The sequence below is a fragment of the Modestobacter sp. KNN46-3 genome, assembly GCF_011039295.1.
In genome coordinates this window covers 1-15550 of the sequence record NZ_JAAKGN010000121.1, presented here as the reverse complement: position 1 = coordinate 15550, position 15550 = coordinate 1, and the positions used below count along the sequence as shown (strand labels likewise).

The following is a 15550-nucleotide window of genomic DNA, read 5'->3' as shown; positions in this document are numbered from 1 at the left end:
GACCTGGTGCAGCTCGCGCTGCCGGTGCAGGCCGGCTACGTCCCACCCGGGCTCGACCGCGGCCAGGTGGTCGACGTCTACGCCGTGGCCGACCCGGTGGTGGGCGGTTCCGCGCCGACCGGTGGCGGGGTGGACGTCGTGGTGTCCGGTGCACCGGTGCAGGCGGTCACCGGGCGGGGGGACGGCGTGCTCTCCACCGCCACCTCGACCGTGCAGGTGGTGGTCGCCGTGGCCGCCGAGGACGCTGCCGACGTGCTCGCCTCGATCAGGGGGCGGGGCCTGGTGGTCGTCGTCCGGAACTCCGTCGAGGCCACGGCCAGCCCCAGCGGCGCCGCGGCCGGGGCCGTCCCGGCCGGGCCGACCGACTGATGGCCCTGCAGGTCTTCACCGCGGTCACCGGCGCCTCGTGGGAATCCGAGCTCGTCGGGGCGCTGGACCGTGAGGACCACGGGGTGACCGTCGTCCGGCGCTGCGTCGACGTCGCCGACCTGCTGGCCGCCGCGACGACCGGCACCGGCCAGGCGGCGCTCCTGTCGGCCGAGCTGCGTCGGCTGGACGGCGCGGCGGTGGCCCGGCTGACCGCCGCCGGCATCGCGGTCGTCGGCCTGGTCGAACCCGGCGACACCCGGGCGGCCGACCGGCTCCGCCAGCTCGGCGTCGTCCGGGTGCTGCCCGCCGACGCCCCGGCCGAGGAGATCGCCCGCGCGCTGCGGGACGCGGTGAGCGGCGGGCCGGTGGGTGGCCACGACGTCGGTGACCCACGGTCGGCGCTGCCGGTGCTGGGGCTCCCGCCCGAGGAGTCGACCCGCCCGGCCGGTCGGGGACGGGTCGTCGCGGTCTGGGGGCCGACCGGGGCGCCCGGCCGCACCACCGTGGCCGTCGGGCTCGCGGACGAGGCGGCGCGGCTGGAGGTGTCCACGCTGCTGGTGGACGCCGACGTCTACGGCGGGGTGGTCGCCCAGGTGCTCGGACTGCTGGACGAGTCACCCGGCGTCGCGGCAGCCGCCCGGCAGGCGGCGGCGGGGACCCTGGACGTCGCCGCGCTGGCGCGTCTGGCGTGGGCGGTGGACCCGCACCTGCGCGTGCTGACCGGCCTGGCCCGGGCCGACCGGTGGCCCGAGCTGCGGCCGCAGGCCGTCGCCGTGGTGCTCGAGGAGGCCCGGCGGCTGGCAGCGCTGACCGTCGTCGACTGCGGGTTCTGTCTGGAGGAGGACGAGGAGCTCTCCTTCGACACCGCAGCTCCGCGCCGGAACGGGGCCACCCTCACCGTGCTGGAAGAGGCCGACGAGGTGCTCTGCGTCAGCGGCGCCGACCCGGTCGCCCTGCAGCGCACCGTCCGGGCACTGGCCGAGCTGCGCGAGGTGCTCCCGGACGTGCAGCCGGTCGTGGTGGTCAACCAGCTCCGCCGGGGTCCGGTGCCCGGTGACGCGCGGCAGGAGATCGCCGGTGCGCTGAGCCGCTTCGCCGGCCGCGAGGTCCGTGCCTTCCTCCCGGCCGACCGGCGGGCCACCGACGCCGCGCTGGCAGCCGGGCGGACGCTGGCCGAGGTCGCCCCCGCCTCCCCGCTGCGCACGGGGCTGCGCACGCTCGCCGCGCAGCTCAGCGGGGCCACCGAGCCGGGTGGTCGTCGGCGGCGGCGCTCCCGCTGAGCCGCGCCGGCCGCGCGGCGGAGCTCCCGCGGGGCCGGCAGGGGGTGGGGTCAGCGGACGTGAGCCCGGCCCGTAGCGTGGACGCAGCACCAGTGAGGGAGGTCACGTTGGTCGAACGGCTCACCGCGTTGGACGCGTCCTTCCTGTACCTCGAGGAACCGGGCACCCCGATGCACGTCGGTGCGGTGCTGGTCCTGGAGTGCCCGTCCGGGACGCTGGACCACGACGCGCTGATCGAACTGGTGCGCGCCCGGCTGCCCTTGGTGCCGCGGTACCGGCAGAAGGTGCTGGAGGTGCCCGGCCACCTGGCCAACCCCGCCTGGGTCGACGACCCCGACTTCGACGTGAGCTACCACGTCCGGCGGTCCGCGCTGCCCCGTCCCGGCACCGAGGAACAGCTGCTGGACCTGGTCGCCCGGCTGACCGCCCGGCCGCTGGACCTCAGCCGGCCACTGTGGGAGATGTACCTCGTCGAGGGGCTGGCCGGCGACCGCACGGCGGTGGTGACCAAGACGCACCCGGCGCTCGTCGACGGTCTGGGGGCCATCGACATCGGGCAGGTCATCCTCGACCCGGACCCGGACGCTGATCCCGCTCCGACGGCACCGGACGAGTGGCGCCCGCGCCGTCCGCCGGGGTCGGCCGCCCTGGTCTGGGAGGCGGTGGAGGACTACCTGCAGCGCCCCTCGGCGGTGCTCGAGACCGCCCGGACGGCGGCCGGTGACCTGCGGGCCACCGCGACCCGCTGGGCCGGGGTGGCCGGCGGGCTGGTGGCTGCGGTGGCCCGCACCGCGGTGTCCCCGGCGCCGGTGAGCCCGCTGAACGCACCCATCGGGCGGCAGCGCCGGGTGGCCGTCGCCCGCGCCTCCCTGGACGACCTGCGGACGGTGCGCAAGGCGCACGGTGGCACGGTCAACGACGTCCTGCTGACCTCGGTGACCGGCGCACTGCGGGAGTGGCTGCTCTCCCGGGGGGAGCCGGTGGTGGGCAGCACCTCGATCCGGGCCCTGGTCCCGGTGTCGGTGCGGGCCGAGGAGGACGGGGCAGCCAACGAGGTCCGGTCGTTCCTGGTCGACCTGCCGGTGGGGGAGCCGAACCCGCGGGTGCGGTTGGCCCGGATCAGCTTCGCCATGCGCGGCCTGGCGCCCAGCGGGCAGTCGGTCGGTGCGGACACGCTCAGCGCGCTGTCGGGGTTCGCCCCGCCGACGCTGCACGCCCTCGGTGCCCGTGCCGCCAGCGGGCTCTCCCGGCGGCTGTTCAACCTGGTGGTCACCAACGTGCCCGGCCCGCAGGTGCCGCTCTACGCGGGCCCCGCGCGGATGGTCGAGGTCTACCCGGTGGTCCCCCTGGTCCGTGGTCAGGGGCTGGCGATCGGGCTGACCAGCTACGACGGCACCGTCTACTTCGGGTTGAACGCGGACCGGGACAGCGTCAGCGACGTCGACGTCCTCGCCGACCTCATCGAGCAGGAGATCGCCTACCTGCTGGAGGCGTCGAGCTGACGGAGGGCTCCGCTGCCCCCACCGCTCGCGGGCTCGCGGCGCTCACCTGACGCGGGACTGGGAAGATCGTCGGGTCAGCGGCGTTGATGTCGCTGGAACTCTCGACCTGGAGGAGGCGAACCGGTGCGCGTGTACCTGCCGGCCACGACGACCGTGCTGCAGCGGTTGCTCGACGAGGGCCGACTGGAGGGACCGCACACGGTCTTCACGGTCACCCCGCAGCTGCGGGACTTCTACGAACTGAGCGACGACGCCGAGGAGCTGGAGTACGCGGCCCTGCTCGCCGCGGCGCGGGCGAGTCTCCGGTTGATGGACGTCGACCCGCTGGCCGCCCGCCGCCGGGTGGTGCTCGCCGCGGACGTGCCGGAGACCTCGGTGACCCCCATCCAGGACGAGGGGGCCGACGCCGGTGCCGCCCGCACCACGGCCGACCTGGCCACCTCCGACATCGCCAGTGCGCACATCGACGGAGCCGAGGCGGAGGCGGACGTCCGCGCGGCGACCGCCGTCGTGCTGGAGGCCGACCTGGGGAGCGAGGAGGCACAGTTCGTCGTCGACCAGGCGGAGGGGCACGAGCTGGCCTGGTACGCGACCCAGGAGATCGGCCCGGCGCTCGAGCTGCTCTGACCGCTCCGTCCTGCCTCACGCGTCGACCGGCTCGTGGCGGTGCCGGGCGACCTGCACCCGGGTGACCTCGTGCGGGGTCACCAGCCAGCCCGAGCCCGGCCGCCCGGGCAGCGGCGTGCGGGGCAGCCGGAGCCCGAGCAGCTCGGCGTCCCCGGGTGCCGGCCGCAGCAGCACCGCCGTGCGGCTGCGGCGCAGCGCGGCAGCCGGACCGCGGAACGCCCCGGCGACCTCCGCGGCGGTCCCGGCGCCGACGACCGCCGTGCGGCCGGGCGTGGAGCCGAGCGCGGTGAGCACGTCGCCGACCTCGTCGGAGAGCGAGCTCAGGTCGTCGGCGAGCACGAGGACCGGGCATCTGTCGTGCCGGGCCAGCCAGCTGCGCACCCCTGCGGCGTCCGTGCTCGACAGCTGAGCGGCGGCGGGTTGCGGCACACCGTCGACCGCGGAGTCCTCCGCGGTCGACGGTGCGGGTGTCGGCGCGGCGACCAGGGTCAGGACGGCGGCCCCGGCCGACCGGCCGTGCGCCCCGAAGGCCCGCAGGGCACTGGACCGGCCGCTGCCCGGGGGCCCGACCACCAGCAGACCGCCGGTGTGCGCGAGGTCCACGCCGACCGCCGCACCGGCGTCGCCGCCGGGGCCGATGGGCAACCACCACGTCCGGAGCCCGGCACCGGGCCGTCCGGCGACGGTGGAGGCCGGGCCGGGCAGCGGGAGACGCGGGTCGTCGGGCAGCTCGACCACCCGCACGAGCGGCTCCGCGCACGGTGCGCCCGGCGGGTCGACGGCGGGCACCAGGGGAGTGCGGGGCAGCGCCAGCTGGCACTCGGCGGCCTCCTCGCCGACCAGGGCGCGCCCCGGCGGGCGACGGCCGGGCACCGCCCGCGCAGCCACGCCGGCCACCGCGTAGTCGGCCCGGTCGGGCAACGGCAGCACCAGGCGTTCACGGACAGCACCGGCCAGCCGGCCACCGGGGACGGCACGCTCGGCGGTGAGTGCGACGGTCAGGCCGACGGCGGCGCCGTCCCGTGCGAGCCGCAGCAGCGCCGCTGCACCGGTGGCGGGGTCGGCGGCCTCCAGCTGTGCGGCCACGCTCTCGTAGCCGTCGACCAGCAGGAGCAGGAGCGGTCCGGGTCGCCCGCCACCGCCACCGCCACCACGGCGCCGGTCCACCTCCTCGGTCAGGCGAGCCAGCAGTCGCACCGTGCGGTGCGCGTCGTCCCGGCCGACGGCCGTGCCCGTGTGCGGCAGGCCGTGGGCCAGCCCCGCGAGGCTCCCGCCGCCGTGGTCGAGCACGTGCACCTGCAGGCGACCGGGCGGCAGGTGGTGGACCGCCTCACCCAGCACGGTCCGCAGCGCGGTCGTCCGCCCACTGCGGGGGCCGCCCACCACCAACCAGCCGCCGCCGGCGGCCAGGTCCAGCTCCAGCGGGGACTGCAGCTGGGTGTCGGGGGAGTCGCGCAGGCCGAGCCGGAGCCGGGACGCCGGTGCCCCCGACGACCAGCGGTCGAGAGCGGCGGCGGATAGCTCGTCGGGCAGCGGGGGGAGCCAGGGGCGGTGCGGCGGGCTGATCTCCTCCGCCCGCGCCCGCTCCGCGAGTGCCCGGACCAGCCGCTGCAGGTCACTGGGGCCCTCGCCACCCGGGTGCCCGGGCTTCGGTGGACCCGGCCGTGACGGCCACGGACGCCGGGCGACGGTCAGCGGCGCCACGGCCGGCGCCGACCGGCCGGAGACCAGCGCCACCTGCAGGAGCGCGGCCGGCCCGTTGCCGGTCCGCAGGTAGGCCCGGCCGGGACGGTCGGGGGGCAGGTGCGCGGGCAGGGTGCTGCCGAGCACGTCCCTGGCGTCGCCCTCGTCCGTGGTCCGCAGGCAGATCCGCAGCGAGCAGTTCGCCCGGATCTCCGGGCTCACCACACCGGCCGGGCGCTGCGTGGCCAGCACCAGGTGCACGCCGAGCGACCGGCCGCGCTGGGCGATGCCCACCAGGCCGCTGACGAAGCCCGGGAGCTCCTCGGCCAGGGTGGCGAACTCGTCGACCACGATCACCAGGCGGCTGGCGGCGACCGGCACCGGCAGCCCTGCGAGGTCCCGAACGCCGTGCTCGGCCAGCAGGCGTTCCCGGCGGGTCAGCTCCGCCGACAGGGACCGCAGCGCCCGCGCCGTCGACTGGGAGTCCAGGTCGGTCAGCATCCCCACCGTGTGCGGCAGCGCCGCCGCCTCGCCGAAGGCCGCTCCGCCCTTGTAGTCGATGAGCAGGAAGCTGCACCGGTCCGGTGGATGGTGCTGGGCCAGGCTGGCCACCAGGGTCTGCAGCAGCTCGGACTTGCCCGCGCCGGTCGTGCCGGCGATCAGCGCGTGCGGGCCGTCGGCCACCAGGTCGATCCCCACCGGCCCGTCGCCGGTGACACCCACCGTGGCCAGGAGGCGGCTGCGCACCCGGTCCCAGGCACCGGACACCTGCTCGTGGCCCGGGTCCAGCCAGAGCCCGGTGGCCGGGAGGTCGAGCAGTCGGGCCGCACCGGGCAGCTCACCGGCGGATGCCGGGACGGCGAGCCGGGCCAGGTCCCGCGCGATCCGGTCGGCCGTCGCCGGGCCGACCGCGTCCAGGTCGACCAGCCGCTCCTGGTCGGCGCCGGGCAGCCGCAACCGGCCGCCGGTGCCCGTCTCCCCGGCGACCTGCAGACGGGCCGGCGCCGGCATCGCGAGGGCGGCCTCGGAGCCGGCCACCTCCAGGCACACGGCCCGTTCGCCCGCCCGCGCGACCAGGGCTGCGGTCGCCTGGTCGACCGGCCCGTCCAGCACGACCAGCGTCCGGGGCTCGGCGTCGGCTCCCGCGGTCGGGGCGCCGGACAGCACGGCCACCAGCCGGTCGGCGACGGGTTCGTGCGGGACGACCACCCCCTGCAGGTGCGGCAGCCAGCGGCACCACCGCCAGTCCGCGAGCTCGGGCTCACCGCTCACGAGCACGATCCGCAGGCCCGCCGGAGGGGTGAGCACGGCCAGCTGGCAGACCAGCGCGCGCGCCACACCGAGGACTGCCGTCCGCGGCCCCACGAGGCCCAGACCCGCCCCGGGGGGCAGTGGCAGCGCCACCGGCAGGTGCTCGGCCAGGACGGCGGAACGGTTCCCGCCGGGTTCGGCGGTGGTGACGGTGGTGGCGCCCGGGCCCGTGCCCAGCCGCACGCTGAGGGGGGCGGCGGCTGCGCTGCTCCGGGACCACAACGGGCTGCTGCGCCGACGCGCCGCGGCAGCCAGCAGGGCCAGGTCGGGGTGCTCGGCCTCCTGCGCCGCGCGGTGCGCGGCGACCGCCCGGCTGAGCTCGGCGTCGGCCCGGGCGAGCGCCACGGCGTGCTCGGCGACCTCCCGGCGGTGACCGCGACGGCCGGACAGCCGGTCCGACGACCAGCTGGCCACGGCGACGACCGGGCTCAGCAGGGCGAAGAAGAGGAAGTGCGGCGTGGCGAGGAGCCAGGCCATCAGCACCCCGCCGAACGCCGGGAGCGCGACGGCGACCCAGCCCAGCCGTCGCCGTGACGGCTCGGACGGGGGCGTCGGCCGGAGCACCGTCGTGCTCCCCGGAGCGGGCGGGGACAGCGGGAGAGGACGGACGTGCACCCGCCCCGCCGGCGCGGCGGCGCACTCCAGGCCGGCGCCGCGGGGACCGGTCAGCCGGAGAGCGCTGGCCCCCACCCGCAACGTCGAGTCGACCGGCCACTCCTGCGCATCGGCGCCCACGGGGGTGGTCGCACCGGAGCGGTCGGTCATCGTGGTGCCGTTGGAGGAACCGAGGTCGGCGACCGTGACCCGGCCCTCGGCCACGGACACGACGGCGTGACGTCGCGAGACGTCCGGGTCCTCGAGCGTCAACCCGCAGGCCGCGCCGCGGCCGACGACCAGCACTCCCTGGCCGAGCGCGACGGCACGGCCGGCGTCGGCGCCGGCCACGACGTGCAGCTCGAGAGCACCGCCGTCGGCAGGCTCGCGGGGGCCGGGGCGGCCCCACCCGAGCAGTGCGCCGTGGCGCAGGGCCTCCGACGCCAGCGGGGTGCTGGCCGGCAGGGCGCTCGACCCGGACCACAGCTGGGCCGGGGGGAGGCGGAGCCGGTCGGACAGGCACGCCAGGACGTCGCCGAGCAGGGCCTCCTCGGGTGCTCGGACCTCGACGTCGAGGACGCCGTCGGGCGCCTGCAGCGTCCAGCAGCGAGCGGTGTGCTCGCCGGGCGTCGACGTCATGCGGGACACCGCACCGGGGACCTGACCACCCGGTGATCGTGCCGGTGGCCGACGGGGTCGCGGGGGTCCCGATCGACATCTGTGGACGACCGGGCCGGCTGTGGACAGCCGCGGTCGCGCGCGCCGTGGCGGCCCTACGTTCGGACCCCGCCGGGACGTCCCCGGCAGCTGAGGAGGGGTCATGAAGGTCGACATCGCGACGCTGGACACGATGGCAGGGCAGTGCCGGGCGGAGGCCGCCGACACCTCGGCCCGGCACGCGACGCTGTCCGCCGGCATCAACAGCTCGGTGCTGGAGGGCTGGACCGACAGTCAGGCCGCCGTGCAGTTCAGCGAGCTCTACGAGAAGTGGCGGCTGTCCAGCCAGGGGGTGAGCGAGGCGCTCACCGGTATGGGGCAGCTGCTCACCAGCGTCTCCTCGGCCTACCAGCAGCACGAGGCCGAGATGGCCGCCCGGATCGGCGCCATGCTCTGACGCCGACGCGGCTCTGACGCCGACGCGGCACGGCGGAGACGCCGACCGGCGGGTCAGCCCGGGCTGGGGGTCCCGGGCACCGCAGGCAGCCCGGTCAGGTTGTCGCGGCGCTGGAGCACCGACAGCCGCTCCCACGGCAGGATCGACAGGATCGCGATGCAGTGCGGCAGGAAGATGATCGTGACCCCGGCGTAGACCATCGCGTGGAAGCCGAGCAGGAAGAGCACCAGCCCGATCCGGGCCCGGTCGGTGCGCACCAGCAGGATCAGTGGTGCCGCCAGCTCGAGCACGATCATCACCCACTGCACCGTCGGCAGCAGCCAGGCCACGTCCAGCGTCCACATCGACAGGTCGGTGCCCCGGCGGACCAGCGCGCGGGTCAGCGTGGCACCGGTCGCCCAGTCCCAGCCGCCGAACCGGATCTTCGCCCAGGCGGCGAGGAAGTAGGTGAGCATCACGGTGACCAGCACGGCCGCCATCGCGAACCCGGCGGCCTCCGAGGAGCGCCGGTCCCGCAGCCGCGCCCGCCCGATCGTCGGCAGCACCGCCAGGGCGACCAGGAAGGCGATCCGGTCGTGGTCGACCTTCCCGTAGCTCATCGCGATGACCATCCACTCCGAGTAGAGGAGGAAGACGGCGAGGCCGAGCAGCCGTGGCGCCCGGCCGGTGGCGGCGGCCACCGCGGCGATCACCAGCGCCCACTGGACGACCAGCACGAGGGTGTGCGTCGGGGTGGGCAGGTTCAGCAGCCGGCCGACCAGCAGCGGCGCGTACCAGTCGGTGGGCACGTCGGCGTGGGCGCGCACCCACGCCGTGGTGAGGAAGACGTCGATCGGGATGAACAGGTAGGCGATGGCCCGGAAGACCGCGATCCGGGCCAGCGGCACCGGGCGGAACCACCAGCGGGGGGTGCCGGGGACAGCCGGGGCCACCTCCGGGCGCATCGGTGCCGCGGTGGGCGGGGTGGTGGCTGCGGTGCTCACTCGCCGTCCTCCAGCTGGTACTCGATCAGCACCCGGTCGGTGACGTCACCGGTCCGCTGGCCGTCCTCGAGGTCGATGCGGCGCTGCACGACCTGGACCTCGACCAGCTCCTCGGCGGCGGGGTTGCGCTCGGCATAGGAGTCGGCGAGGAGCCCGAGCAGCGAGGGGTCCTCGTGGATGCGGGGGAGCTGGCCCTCGAACTCGGCCCGGCGCAGCCCCACCTCGCCGCCGGAGAGCCGCACCTCCTCACCCGTGGCGGTCAGCCCGACCACCCGGGTCGAGACGACCGGGGTGTCGGGGTTCGCCCGGGTGGAGTACATCCGGAACGGGCCGAAGGGGAAGGAGTCGTCGTTCCCCCACACCGTGCCGGCCAGCAAGAGGGCCAGCACGATCGCGGCCGCGGCCAGTCGGGCGCGCCGACCGCCCGGGGTCAGGCGCTCGACCTCGGCCTCGGCGGGCAGCTCGGGGGCGGACTGCAGGTGCACCGGGTCATCGTAGGATCGGCGCCCGTCCAGACGGGTCATCGTCGCTCCGTGGCGGGCAGCCTGCGCACGCGTGCACCCGGCCGCCCCGGCAGTCCCACCTGCGTCGTCCGTCACCTGATGAGCGACCAGTGGGAGCAGCCCGATGCAGTTCGGCCGGTACTACGAGGAGTTCGAGGTCGGCGCCACCTACAAGCACTGGCCCGGCAAGACCGTCACCGAGTACGACGACCACCTGTTCTGCCTGCTCACCATGAACCACCACCCGCTGCACCTGGACGCCCACTACGCCGCAGAGACCACCGACTTCGGGGAGAACGTCGTCGTCGGCAACTACGTCTACTCGCTGCTGCTCGGCATGAGCGTCCCCGACGTCTCCGGCAAGGCGATCGCCAACCTCGAGGTCGAGTCGCTCAAGCACGTCGCCCCGACCTTCCACGGCGACACGATCTACGGCGAGACCACCGTGCTGGACAAGACCGAGTCCCGCTCCAAGGACGACCGGGGCGTCGTCCACGTCGAGACCATCGGCTACAAGCAGGACGGCACCGTGGTCTGCGTCTTCCGTCGGAAGGTCATGGTGCCCAAGCGCTCCTACGGAGAGGCCCGCGGCGGGGAGCAGCCCGGGCGTCCCGAGCCCGTCCGTCGGTGACCGGCCCCGGGCACCCCGTGCCGGCGGACGTCGCCGGCCACCGCGACGGCGGAGAGGGCGGTACGTGATGGACCCGATCTCGATCCTCGTCGGGGTGGGGGCGGTGCTGCTGGGGCAGGCCATCGGCTACGTGCAGGGACGCCACCACCGGGCTCCCAAGCCGATCCAGGCGATCTGCGGGTGCGGTCACGGCATGTCGATGCACAACGCGGAGACCGGGCGGTGCCACGGGATGATGAACGGCGACCCGCTCAAGTACGACTCCGACAAGGAGCCCACCGCGTACAAGCAGGTGCCGTGCACCTGCCAGCGGTACGTCGGGCCGCTCCCCATCGACCAGGTGTTCTCGCCGCCCCTGCTGCCGCCGTCGGACTCCAGGTGAGTGCGGCTCCGGGTGCTCGCGAGCTCAGCGGGGGAGCACGCCCCAGCCGGAGAGCGCGGTGAGCACGCCGGGCGCCATCTCCAGCGCGGTCAGCCCGGCGGCGTCCACGAAGACGGCGTCGTCGGCGTCGTCCCCGGCCACCGGCTGTCGCTCCGGCTCGACCACGGTGCACAGCCAGTCGGTGACGGTGAAGACGACGCCGTCCCCGTCGATCCGGACGTGGCCCAGCACCCGTACCGGGCGCACGGCCAGCCCGGTCTCCTCGGCGGTCTCCCGGACGACGGCGTCGGCCTCGGACTCGCCGGGTTCCACCCGACCGCCCGGCACCGACCACAGGCCCGCGCTCGGGGCGTGGCTCCGGCGGATCAGCAGCAGGCGGCCCCGCTCGTCGTGCACCACGGCGCCGACGCACGCCACCTCCGGCCGCGGGTCGTCCACCTCGGGAAGGGTACGGGCGGCCGGGGACCCGGTGCCCGGGACGGCGGGACGCTGAGGCGATGCTTGACGAACCCACGGCAGAACAGGACGGTGAGCGGCGATGAGTGTCTCCCCGGTGTGCCCGCGCTGCGGCGAGGTGCTGGTCATCCGCCCCGGCTCGGCCGACGAGGGCTGGTGCCACGTGCACGCAGCCGTCACCCCGCTGCACCACACCGCCGTGGTCGCCCACGACGCGATCAGCGCGGTGTGCGCCGATGCCCGGGTGCCGGCCTGGGTGCCCGACCCGATGCCCGGCGGCTGGGCGGTCACCGGGCTGGCCTGGGGCGGTGAGCCCGGGGCCCGGGCGATCGTCGTCGCCTGCGCCGGCCCGGCGCCGCTCGGCGGCTCGGCGGAACTGGTGCTCGTGGCCGAGGAGCCCGGCACCGGCCTGGGCTGCGGCTACGCCGGGCTGCCCGGCGTCGACCCGGGAGAGCTCGTCGGTGCCGGTCCCTCCACCGTCGCGGTCGAGGCCGCCGGGCAGCGGGTGCCGCTGTGGCTGGTACCGGTGGGCGACGACCGCGCCGCCTACGTCGGGGAGGCCCACGGGGTCTGGCTGTGGCTGGTCACCTGGCCGGCGTCGGCCGCCTGGTTGCTGGCCGAGGACCTCGCGCTGCTGGACCTGCGGGACCGGGTCTACCCCGACCTCCCGCTCGGCCCGATGACCGACCGGTTGCTGCCCGGCCGATGAGCGGCGGGACCCGACCGGCCGGATCCGATCCGTTCGACACGCGGTCGGCGTGGCGAGTGGTGCTCCGGGTGGGACGGCTGTTACTCATGGGACGCGGTCCGGACGGCCGTCGAGGTGCACTGCCGTCGGCCCGCTAGCCCGGTCGCCGTCGAGTCCGCCTGGCCACGTGAGGAAGGGAAACGGTGCGACCTTGCTGAAGAAGGTGCTCACCTGGCTGGCCATCGCGTTCGTGGTCTTCTACGTGATCCAGCGGCCCGAGGACGCGGCCGGCATCGTGCGCAGCGCCGGCGGCGCCCTCAGTGACGCGGCCGGCTCGCTGTCGGCCTTCGTGGAATCCCTGGTCTAGCCCGGCCGTGTCCGGCGCCCGTACCAGGCGGCCCCGCTGGGGCAAGGACGCCGAGAAGTACCTGCTCCCCGACGAGCCACCGGTCATCGCCACCCGCCGTCACCCGGCGGTGCTGGCGCGCCCCCTGGCCCGGGGCGTCCCGGCCCTCGTGGTCGGGGTGTGGGTGCTGCAGCTCGACCTGGACAACGCCGGGGCCGGGGCCGTCGTCGGCCTGCTCGTGGTGCTCGGCGCGCTGGGCTATCTCGGGCTGCACGTCGGTGAATGGTGGGTGCGGCACTTCCTGATCACCCGCCGGCGGGTGCTGATGACGTCGGGGGTGATCATCCGCACCGTCGCGGTCATGCCCCTGCGCCGGATCACCGACCTGACCTGGAAGGAGACCTTCTGGGGTCAGGTGCTGGGCTACGGCACCTTCCGCTTCGAGTCCGCCGGGCAGGCGCAGGGCCTGGACGAGATCACCTACCTGCCGCACGCGAAGGCGCTGTACAAGCGGCTGTCGGAGCTGATGTTCGGCTCCGACTTCTCCACCAACCCGGTGAGCTCCGACGAGGACGCCGAGGGGTCGATGAGCGCCGACGACCGGGGGGCCGGCGACGCCCCCGAACAGCACATGCCGCCACCGCTGACGCCGGGGCGCGGGCACGACACCGCCCCGATCCCGCGCACCCGCCCGCCGTCCTGACCGGTCCACCCGACCACCCTGCAGCGGGCCCTGCGGCGGGTCCCGCGCCGGTGCGGCAGGCTGGGGGCGTGCGCATCGACCTGCACACCCACTCCTCGGTCTCCGACGGCACCGACAGCCCCGCCGCCCTGGTCGCCACCGCGGCCGCGGCCGGGCTCGACGTCGTCGCCCTCACCGACCACGACACGACGGCCGGCTGGGCCCGGGCCGAGGAGGCGCGCCCGCCCGGGCTGACGCTCGTGCCGGGGATGGAGATGTCCTGCCGGTACTTCCCCGCTGGGGAGTCGCCGATCAGCGTGCACCTGCTGGCCTACCTGTTCGACCCGCTGCACCCGGCCTTCGCCGCCGAGCGGGTACGGCTGCGCGAGGAGCGGCTCAGCCGGGGGGAGCGGATCGTCACCGCGCTCGCCACCGACGGCTACCCGATCGTCTGGGCCGAGATCGTCGCCCGCAGCGAGGGCGGGGTGGTCGGGCGGCCGCACGTGGCGCGGGCGCTGGTCGAGGCGGGCGTGGTCGACTCGGTCGACCACGCCTTCGGCACGCTGCTGCACCACGGCAGCCCCTACTACGCGGCCAAGGCCGACACCGATGTGCTCGACGGCATCCGGTTGGTCCGTGCCGCCGGTGGGGTGCCGGTGTTCGCCCACGGCCTGGCGACGAAGCGGGGGCGGGTGGTCGGCGACGACGCGATCGCCGAGATGGCCGCCGCCGGGCTGCTCGGCCTGGAGGTCGAGCACCCCGACCACACGCCCGACCAGCGGGCGTACCTGCGTGCCCTGGCCACCGGGCTGAGGTTGATCCAGACCGGCTCCAGCGACTACCACGGCACCAACAAGCGCACCGCGATCGGCGCCTGCACAACCGACCCCGAGCAGTACGCGGCGCTGCTGGCCGCCGGCACCGGCAGTGCCGTGCTCACCGACTGACCCTGTCGGTGGCCCCGGTTACCGTGGCGGCGTGGCGGCGTGGCGAGGGAGGGGGACCGGTGAGCGACCAGCTGGAGATGCCCGGCATGCCCAAGCGGCTGTTCTCCTGCACGCCCAGCAAACTGGCCACCTTCGCCGACTGCCCGCGCCGGTACCGGTTCGCCTACCTCACCCGGCCGAGCCCGCCGAAGGGCCCGCCGTGGGCGCACAACACCGTCGGCTCGGCGGTGCACGCGGCGCTGCGCTCGTGGTGGGAGCTGCCGGTGGAGAAGCGCACCCCGGCCGCGGCCCGGCAGCTGCTCTACAGCGGCTGGTCGCGGGCCGGCTTCCGGGACGACGAGCAGGCCGCGCAGTGGCGGGCCAAGGCCGCGGCCTGGATCACCGACTACGTGGCCGAGCTCGACCCCACCGACGAGCCGGCCGGCACCGAGCGCACGGTCGGCGCCACCACCGAGGCCCTCGCCCTCTCCGGCCGGGTCGACCGAATCGACCGCCGCGGCGACGAGCTGGTCGTCGTCGACTACAAGACCGGCCGCGTCCCCAGCACCGAGGACGAGGCACGCGGGTCACCGGCACTGGCGCTGTACGTGCTGGGCGTCCGGCGCACGCTGCGCCGTCCGTGCACCCGGGTCGAGCTGCACCACCTCCCGTCGGGCACCGTCGCCGCCTTCGAGCACACCGACCGGTCGCTGGCCAACCACGTCCGCCGGGCCGAGGACATCGCCGCCGACATCGGCACCGCGACCGAGGCACTGGCCGCGGGCGCGGACGTCGACGAGGCCTTCCCGCCGGTGCCGGGCCAGCAGTGCAGCTGGTGTGACTTCCGTTCCAGCTGCCCGACCGGTCAGGTGGCCGCCCCGGCCCGGGAGACGTGGAGCTTCCTGCCTCCCGAGCCGGTGGCGGCGGCCGAGTGAGTCAGCCTGCCGCGGAGCCGGCCGGCACGTCGGTGTAGCGGGCCGTCAGCACCTCCAGCAGGTGGCCGTCCGGGCCGCGGAAGTACAGCCGACGTCCGCTGCCGTCGGGGTTGACCTCGCCGACCTCGCCAGGACGGCGCCCGGGCGGGTCGGCGGTGTACGGCGTCCCGTCGGCGTCGAACCGGGCCCGGACGCGGTCGAAGTGCTCCTCGCCGATCAGGAAGGCCAGGTGCAGCGGCTCCGCCGACGGCGCGGGGGCGAAGTTCAGCACGATCGTGTCGTCGAGCTGCACGGACCGGAAGAAGCCGTCCGTGTAGGGCTCGCGGAGTTCCAACAGGTCGACGAACCAGTCGACGGCGGCGTCCCGGTCGGTGACCGGGACGATCATGTGGTGCAGGGCGGCAGTGGGCACGGGCCGCGGCGTCCAGCGTGCCGGTGGTGACGGTCGCCTCCAGCGCCCGCAGCTGCGCGAGGTCGAGGTCCACGGTGACCATCAGACACGCTTCAGGGGCATCAGTAAAGTGAGCTGGTCTTCCGG

Annotated in this window: 16 protein-coding genes and 1 pseudogene; 12 read left to right on the top strand and 5 right to left on the bottom strand. The window is 75.6% G+C overall.

Annotated features, from left to right (window positions below):
* From G5C62_RS20025 to G5C62_RS20010, 4 genes and pseudogenes are all read left to right on the top strand, one after another.
* Positions 1-369 (top strand): annotated as a pseudogene (locus G5C62_RS20025) (flagellar biosynthesis protein FlgA); the annotation flags it as partial.
* Entirely contained in the window at positions 369-1649 is a 1281-nt protein-coding gene (locus tag G5C62_RS20020) for a chromosome partitioning protein (RefSeq protein WP_164702383.1), read from the top strand. The pseudogene G5C62_RS20025 and the gene G5C62_RS20020, both read left to right, overlap by 1 nt.
* Before the next feature lie 107 nt (positions 1650-1756).
* Positions 1757-3151 carry a wax ester/triacylglycerol synthase family O-acyltransferase gene (locus tag G5C62_RS20015; RefSeq protein ID WP_164702382.1) on the top strand — a complete coding sequence of 465 codons (1395 nt, stop codon included), beginning with the start codon at positions 1757-1759 and terminating at the stop codon, positions 3149-3151.
* 123 nt (positions 3152-3274) lie between these two features.
* On the top strand, positions 3275-3778 hold the full coding sequence (locus G5C62_RS20010; protein ID WP_164702381.1) for a DUF6912 family protein: 504 nt from the start codon (positions 3275-3277) through the stop codon (positions 3776-3778).
* A 15-nt stretch (positions 3779-3793) separates the two neighbouring features.
* On the opposite strand, the gene G5C62_RS20005 is transcribed toward G5C62_RS20010, so the two are convergent.
* Positions 3794-8005 (bottom strand): FtsK/SpoIIIE domain-containing protein, encoded by a 4212-nt coding sequence (locus G5C62_RS20005; protein WP_164702380.1) that lies wholly within the window; start codon positions 8003-8005, stop codon positions 3794-3796.
* 181 nt (positions 8006-8186) lie between these two features.
* Here G5C62_RS20005 and G5C62_RS20000 point away from each other — a divergent pair, with 181 nt between their 5' ends.
* Positions 8187-8480 carry a WXG100 family type VII secretion target gene (locus G5C62_RS20000; RefSeq protein WP_036340408.1) on the top strand — a complete coding sequence of 98 codons (294 nt, stop codon included), beginning with the start codon at positions 8187-8189 and terminating at the stop codon, positions 8478-8480.
* A 53-nt stretch (positions 8481-8533) separates the two neighbouring features.
* Here the strand turns inward: G5C62_RS20000 and G5C62_RS19995 are convergent, their stop codons facing one another.
* Together G5C62_RS19995 and G5C62_RS19990 are read right to left on the bottom strand one after the other, a co-directional pair.
* Complete coding sequence (locus G5C62_RS19995) at positions 8534-9463, bottom strand: MFS transporter permease (protein WP_241176013.1); 930 nt, start codon at positions 9461-9463, stop codon at positions 8534-8536.
* Positions 9460-9948 carry a hypothetical protein gene (locus tag G5C62_RS19990; protein WP_164702379.1) on the bottom strand — a complete coding sequence of 163 codons (489 nt, stop codon included), beginning with the start codon at positions 9946-9948 and terminating at the stop codon, positions 9460-9462. Before G5C62_RS19990 ends, G5C62_RS19995 begins: the two co-directional genes overlap by 4 nt.
* Before the next feature lie 142 nt (positions 9949-10090).
* Between G5C62_RS19990 and G5C62_RS19985 the strand changes: the two genes are divergently transcribed.
* Together G5C62_RS19985 and G5C62_RS19980 are read left to right on the top strand one after the other, a co-directional pair.
* Positions 10091-10597, top strand: coding sequence for a MaoC family dehydratase (locus tag G5C62_RS19985; RefSeq protein ID WP_164702378.1), 507 nt, complete (start codon positions 10091-10093; stop codon positions 10595-10597).
* A gap of 67 nt (positions 10598-10664) precedes the next feature.
* Positions 10665-10979, top strand: a complete 315-nt coding sequence (locus G5C62_RS19980) for a hypothetical protein (RefSeq protein ID WP_036340402.1) — start codon at positions 10665-10667, stop codon at positions 10977-10979.
* A gap of 24 nt (positions 10980-11003) precedes the next feature.
* Here G5C62_RS19980 and G5C62_RS19975 read toward each other — a convergent pair whose 3' ends face one another.
* Positions 11004-11417, bottom strand: coding sequence for an NUDIX domain-containing protein (locus G5C62_RS19975; protein WP_036340399.1), 414 nt, complete (start codon positions 11415-11417; stop codon positions 11004-11006).
* A gap of 100 nt (positions 11418-11517) precedes the next feature.
* Here G5C62_RS19975 and G5C62_RS19970 point away from each other — a divergent pair, with 100 nt between their 5' ends.
* The 5 genes from G5C62_RS19970 (at position 11518) to G5C62_RS19950 (ending at position 15012) form a co-directional block, all read left to right on the top strand.
* Entirely contained in the window at positions 11518-12144 is a 627-nt protein-coding gene (locus G5C62_RS19970; RefSeq protein ID WP_164702376.1) for a DUF6758 family protein, read from the top strand.
* Positions 12145-12310: 166 nt separating this feature from the next.
* Positions 12311-12490: a hypothetical protein gene (locus G5C62_RS19965; RefSeq protein WP_156119333.1), complete on the top strand. Its 180-nt coding sequence runs from the start codon at positions 12311-12313 to the stop codon at positions 12488-12490.
* Between the two features lie 7 nt (positions 12491-12497).
* On the top strand, positions 12498-13172 hold the full coding sequence (locus G5C62_RS19960; protein ID WP_036340393.1) for a PH domain-containing protein: 675 nt from the start codon (positions 12498-12500) through the stop codon (positions 13170-13172).
* 68 nt (positions 13173-13240) lie between these two features.
* Positions 13241-14098, top strand: coding sequence for a PHP domain-containing protein (locus tag G5C62_RS19955; RefSeq protein WP_164702375.1), 858 nt, complete (start codon positions 13241-13243; stop codon positions 14096-14098).
* 59 nt (positions 14099-14157) lie between these two features.
* Positions 14158-15012: a PD-(D/E)XK nuclease family protein gene (locus G5C62_RS19950; RefSeq protein ID WP_241176012.1), complete on the top strand. Its 855-nt coding sequence runs from the start codon at positions 14158-14160 to the stop codon at positions 15010-15012.
* A 1-nt stretch (position 15013) separates the two neighbouring features.
* On the opposite strand, the gene G5C62_RS19945 is transcribed toward G5C62_RS19950, so the two are convergent.
* Complete coding sequence (locus G5C62_RS19945) at positions 15014-15424, bottom strand: VOC family protein (RefSeq protein ID WP_164702374.1); 411 nt, start codon at positions 15422-15424, stop codon at positions 15014-15016.
* Positions 15425-15550 lie beyond the last annotated feature (126 nt).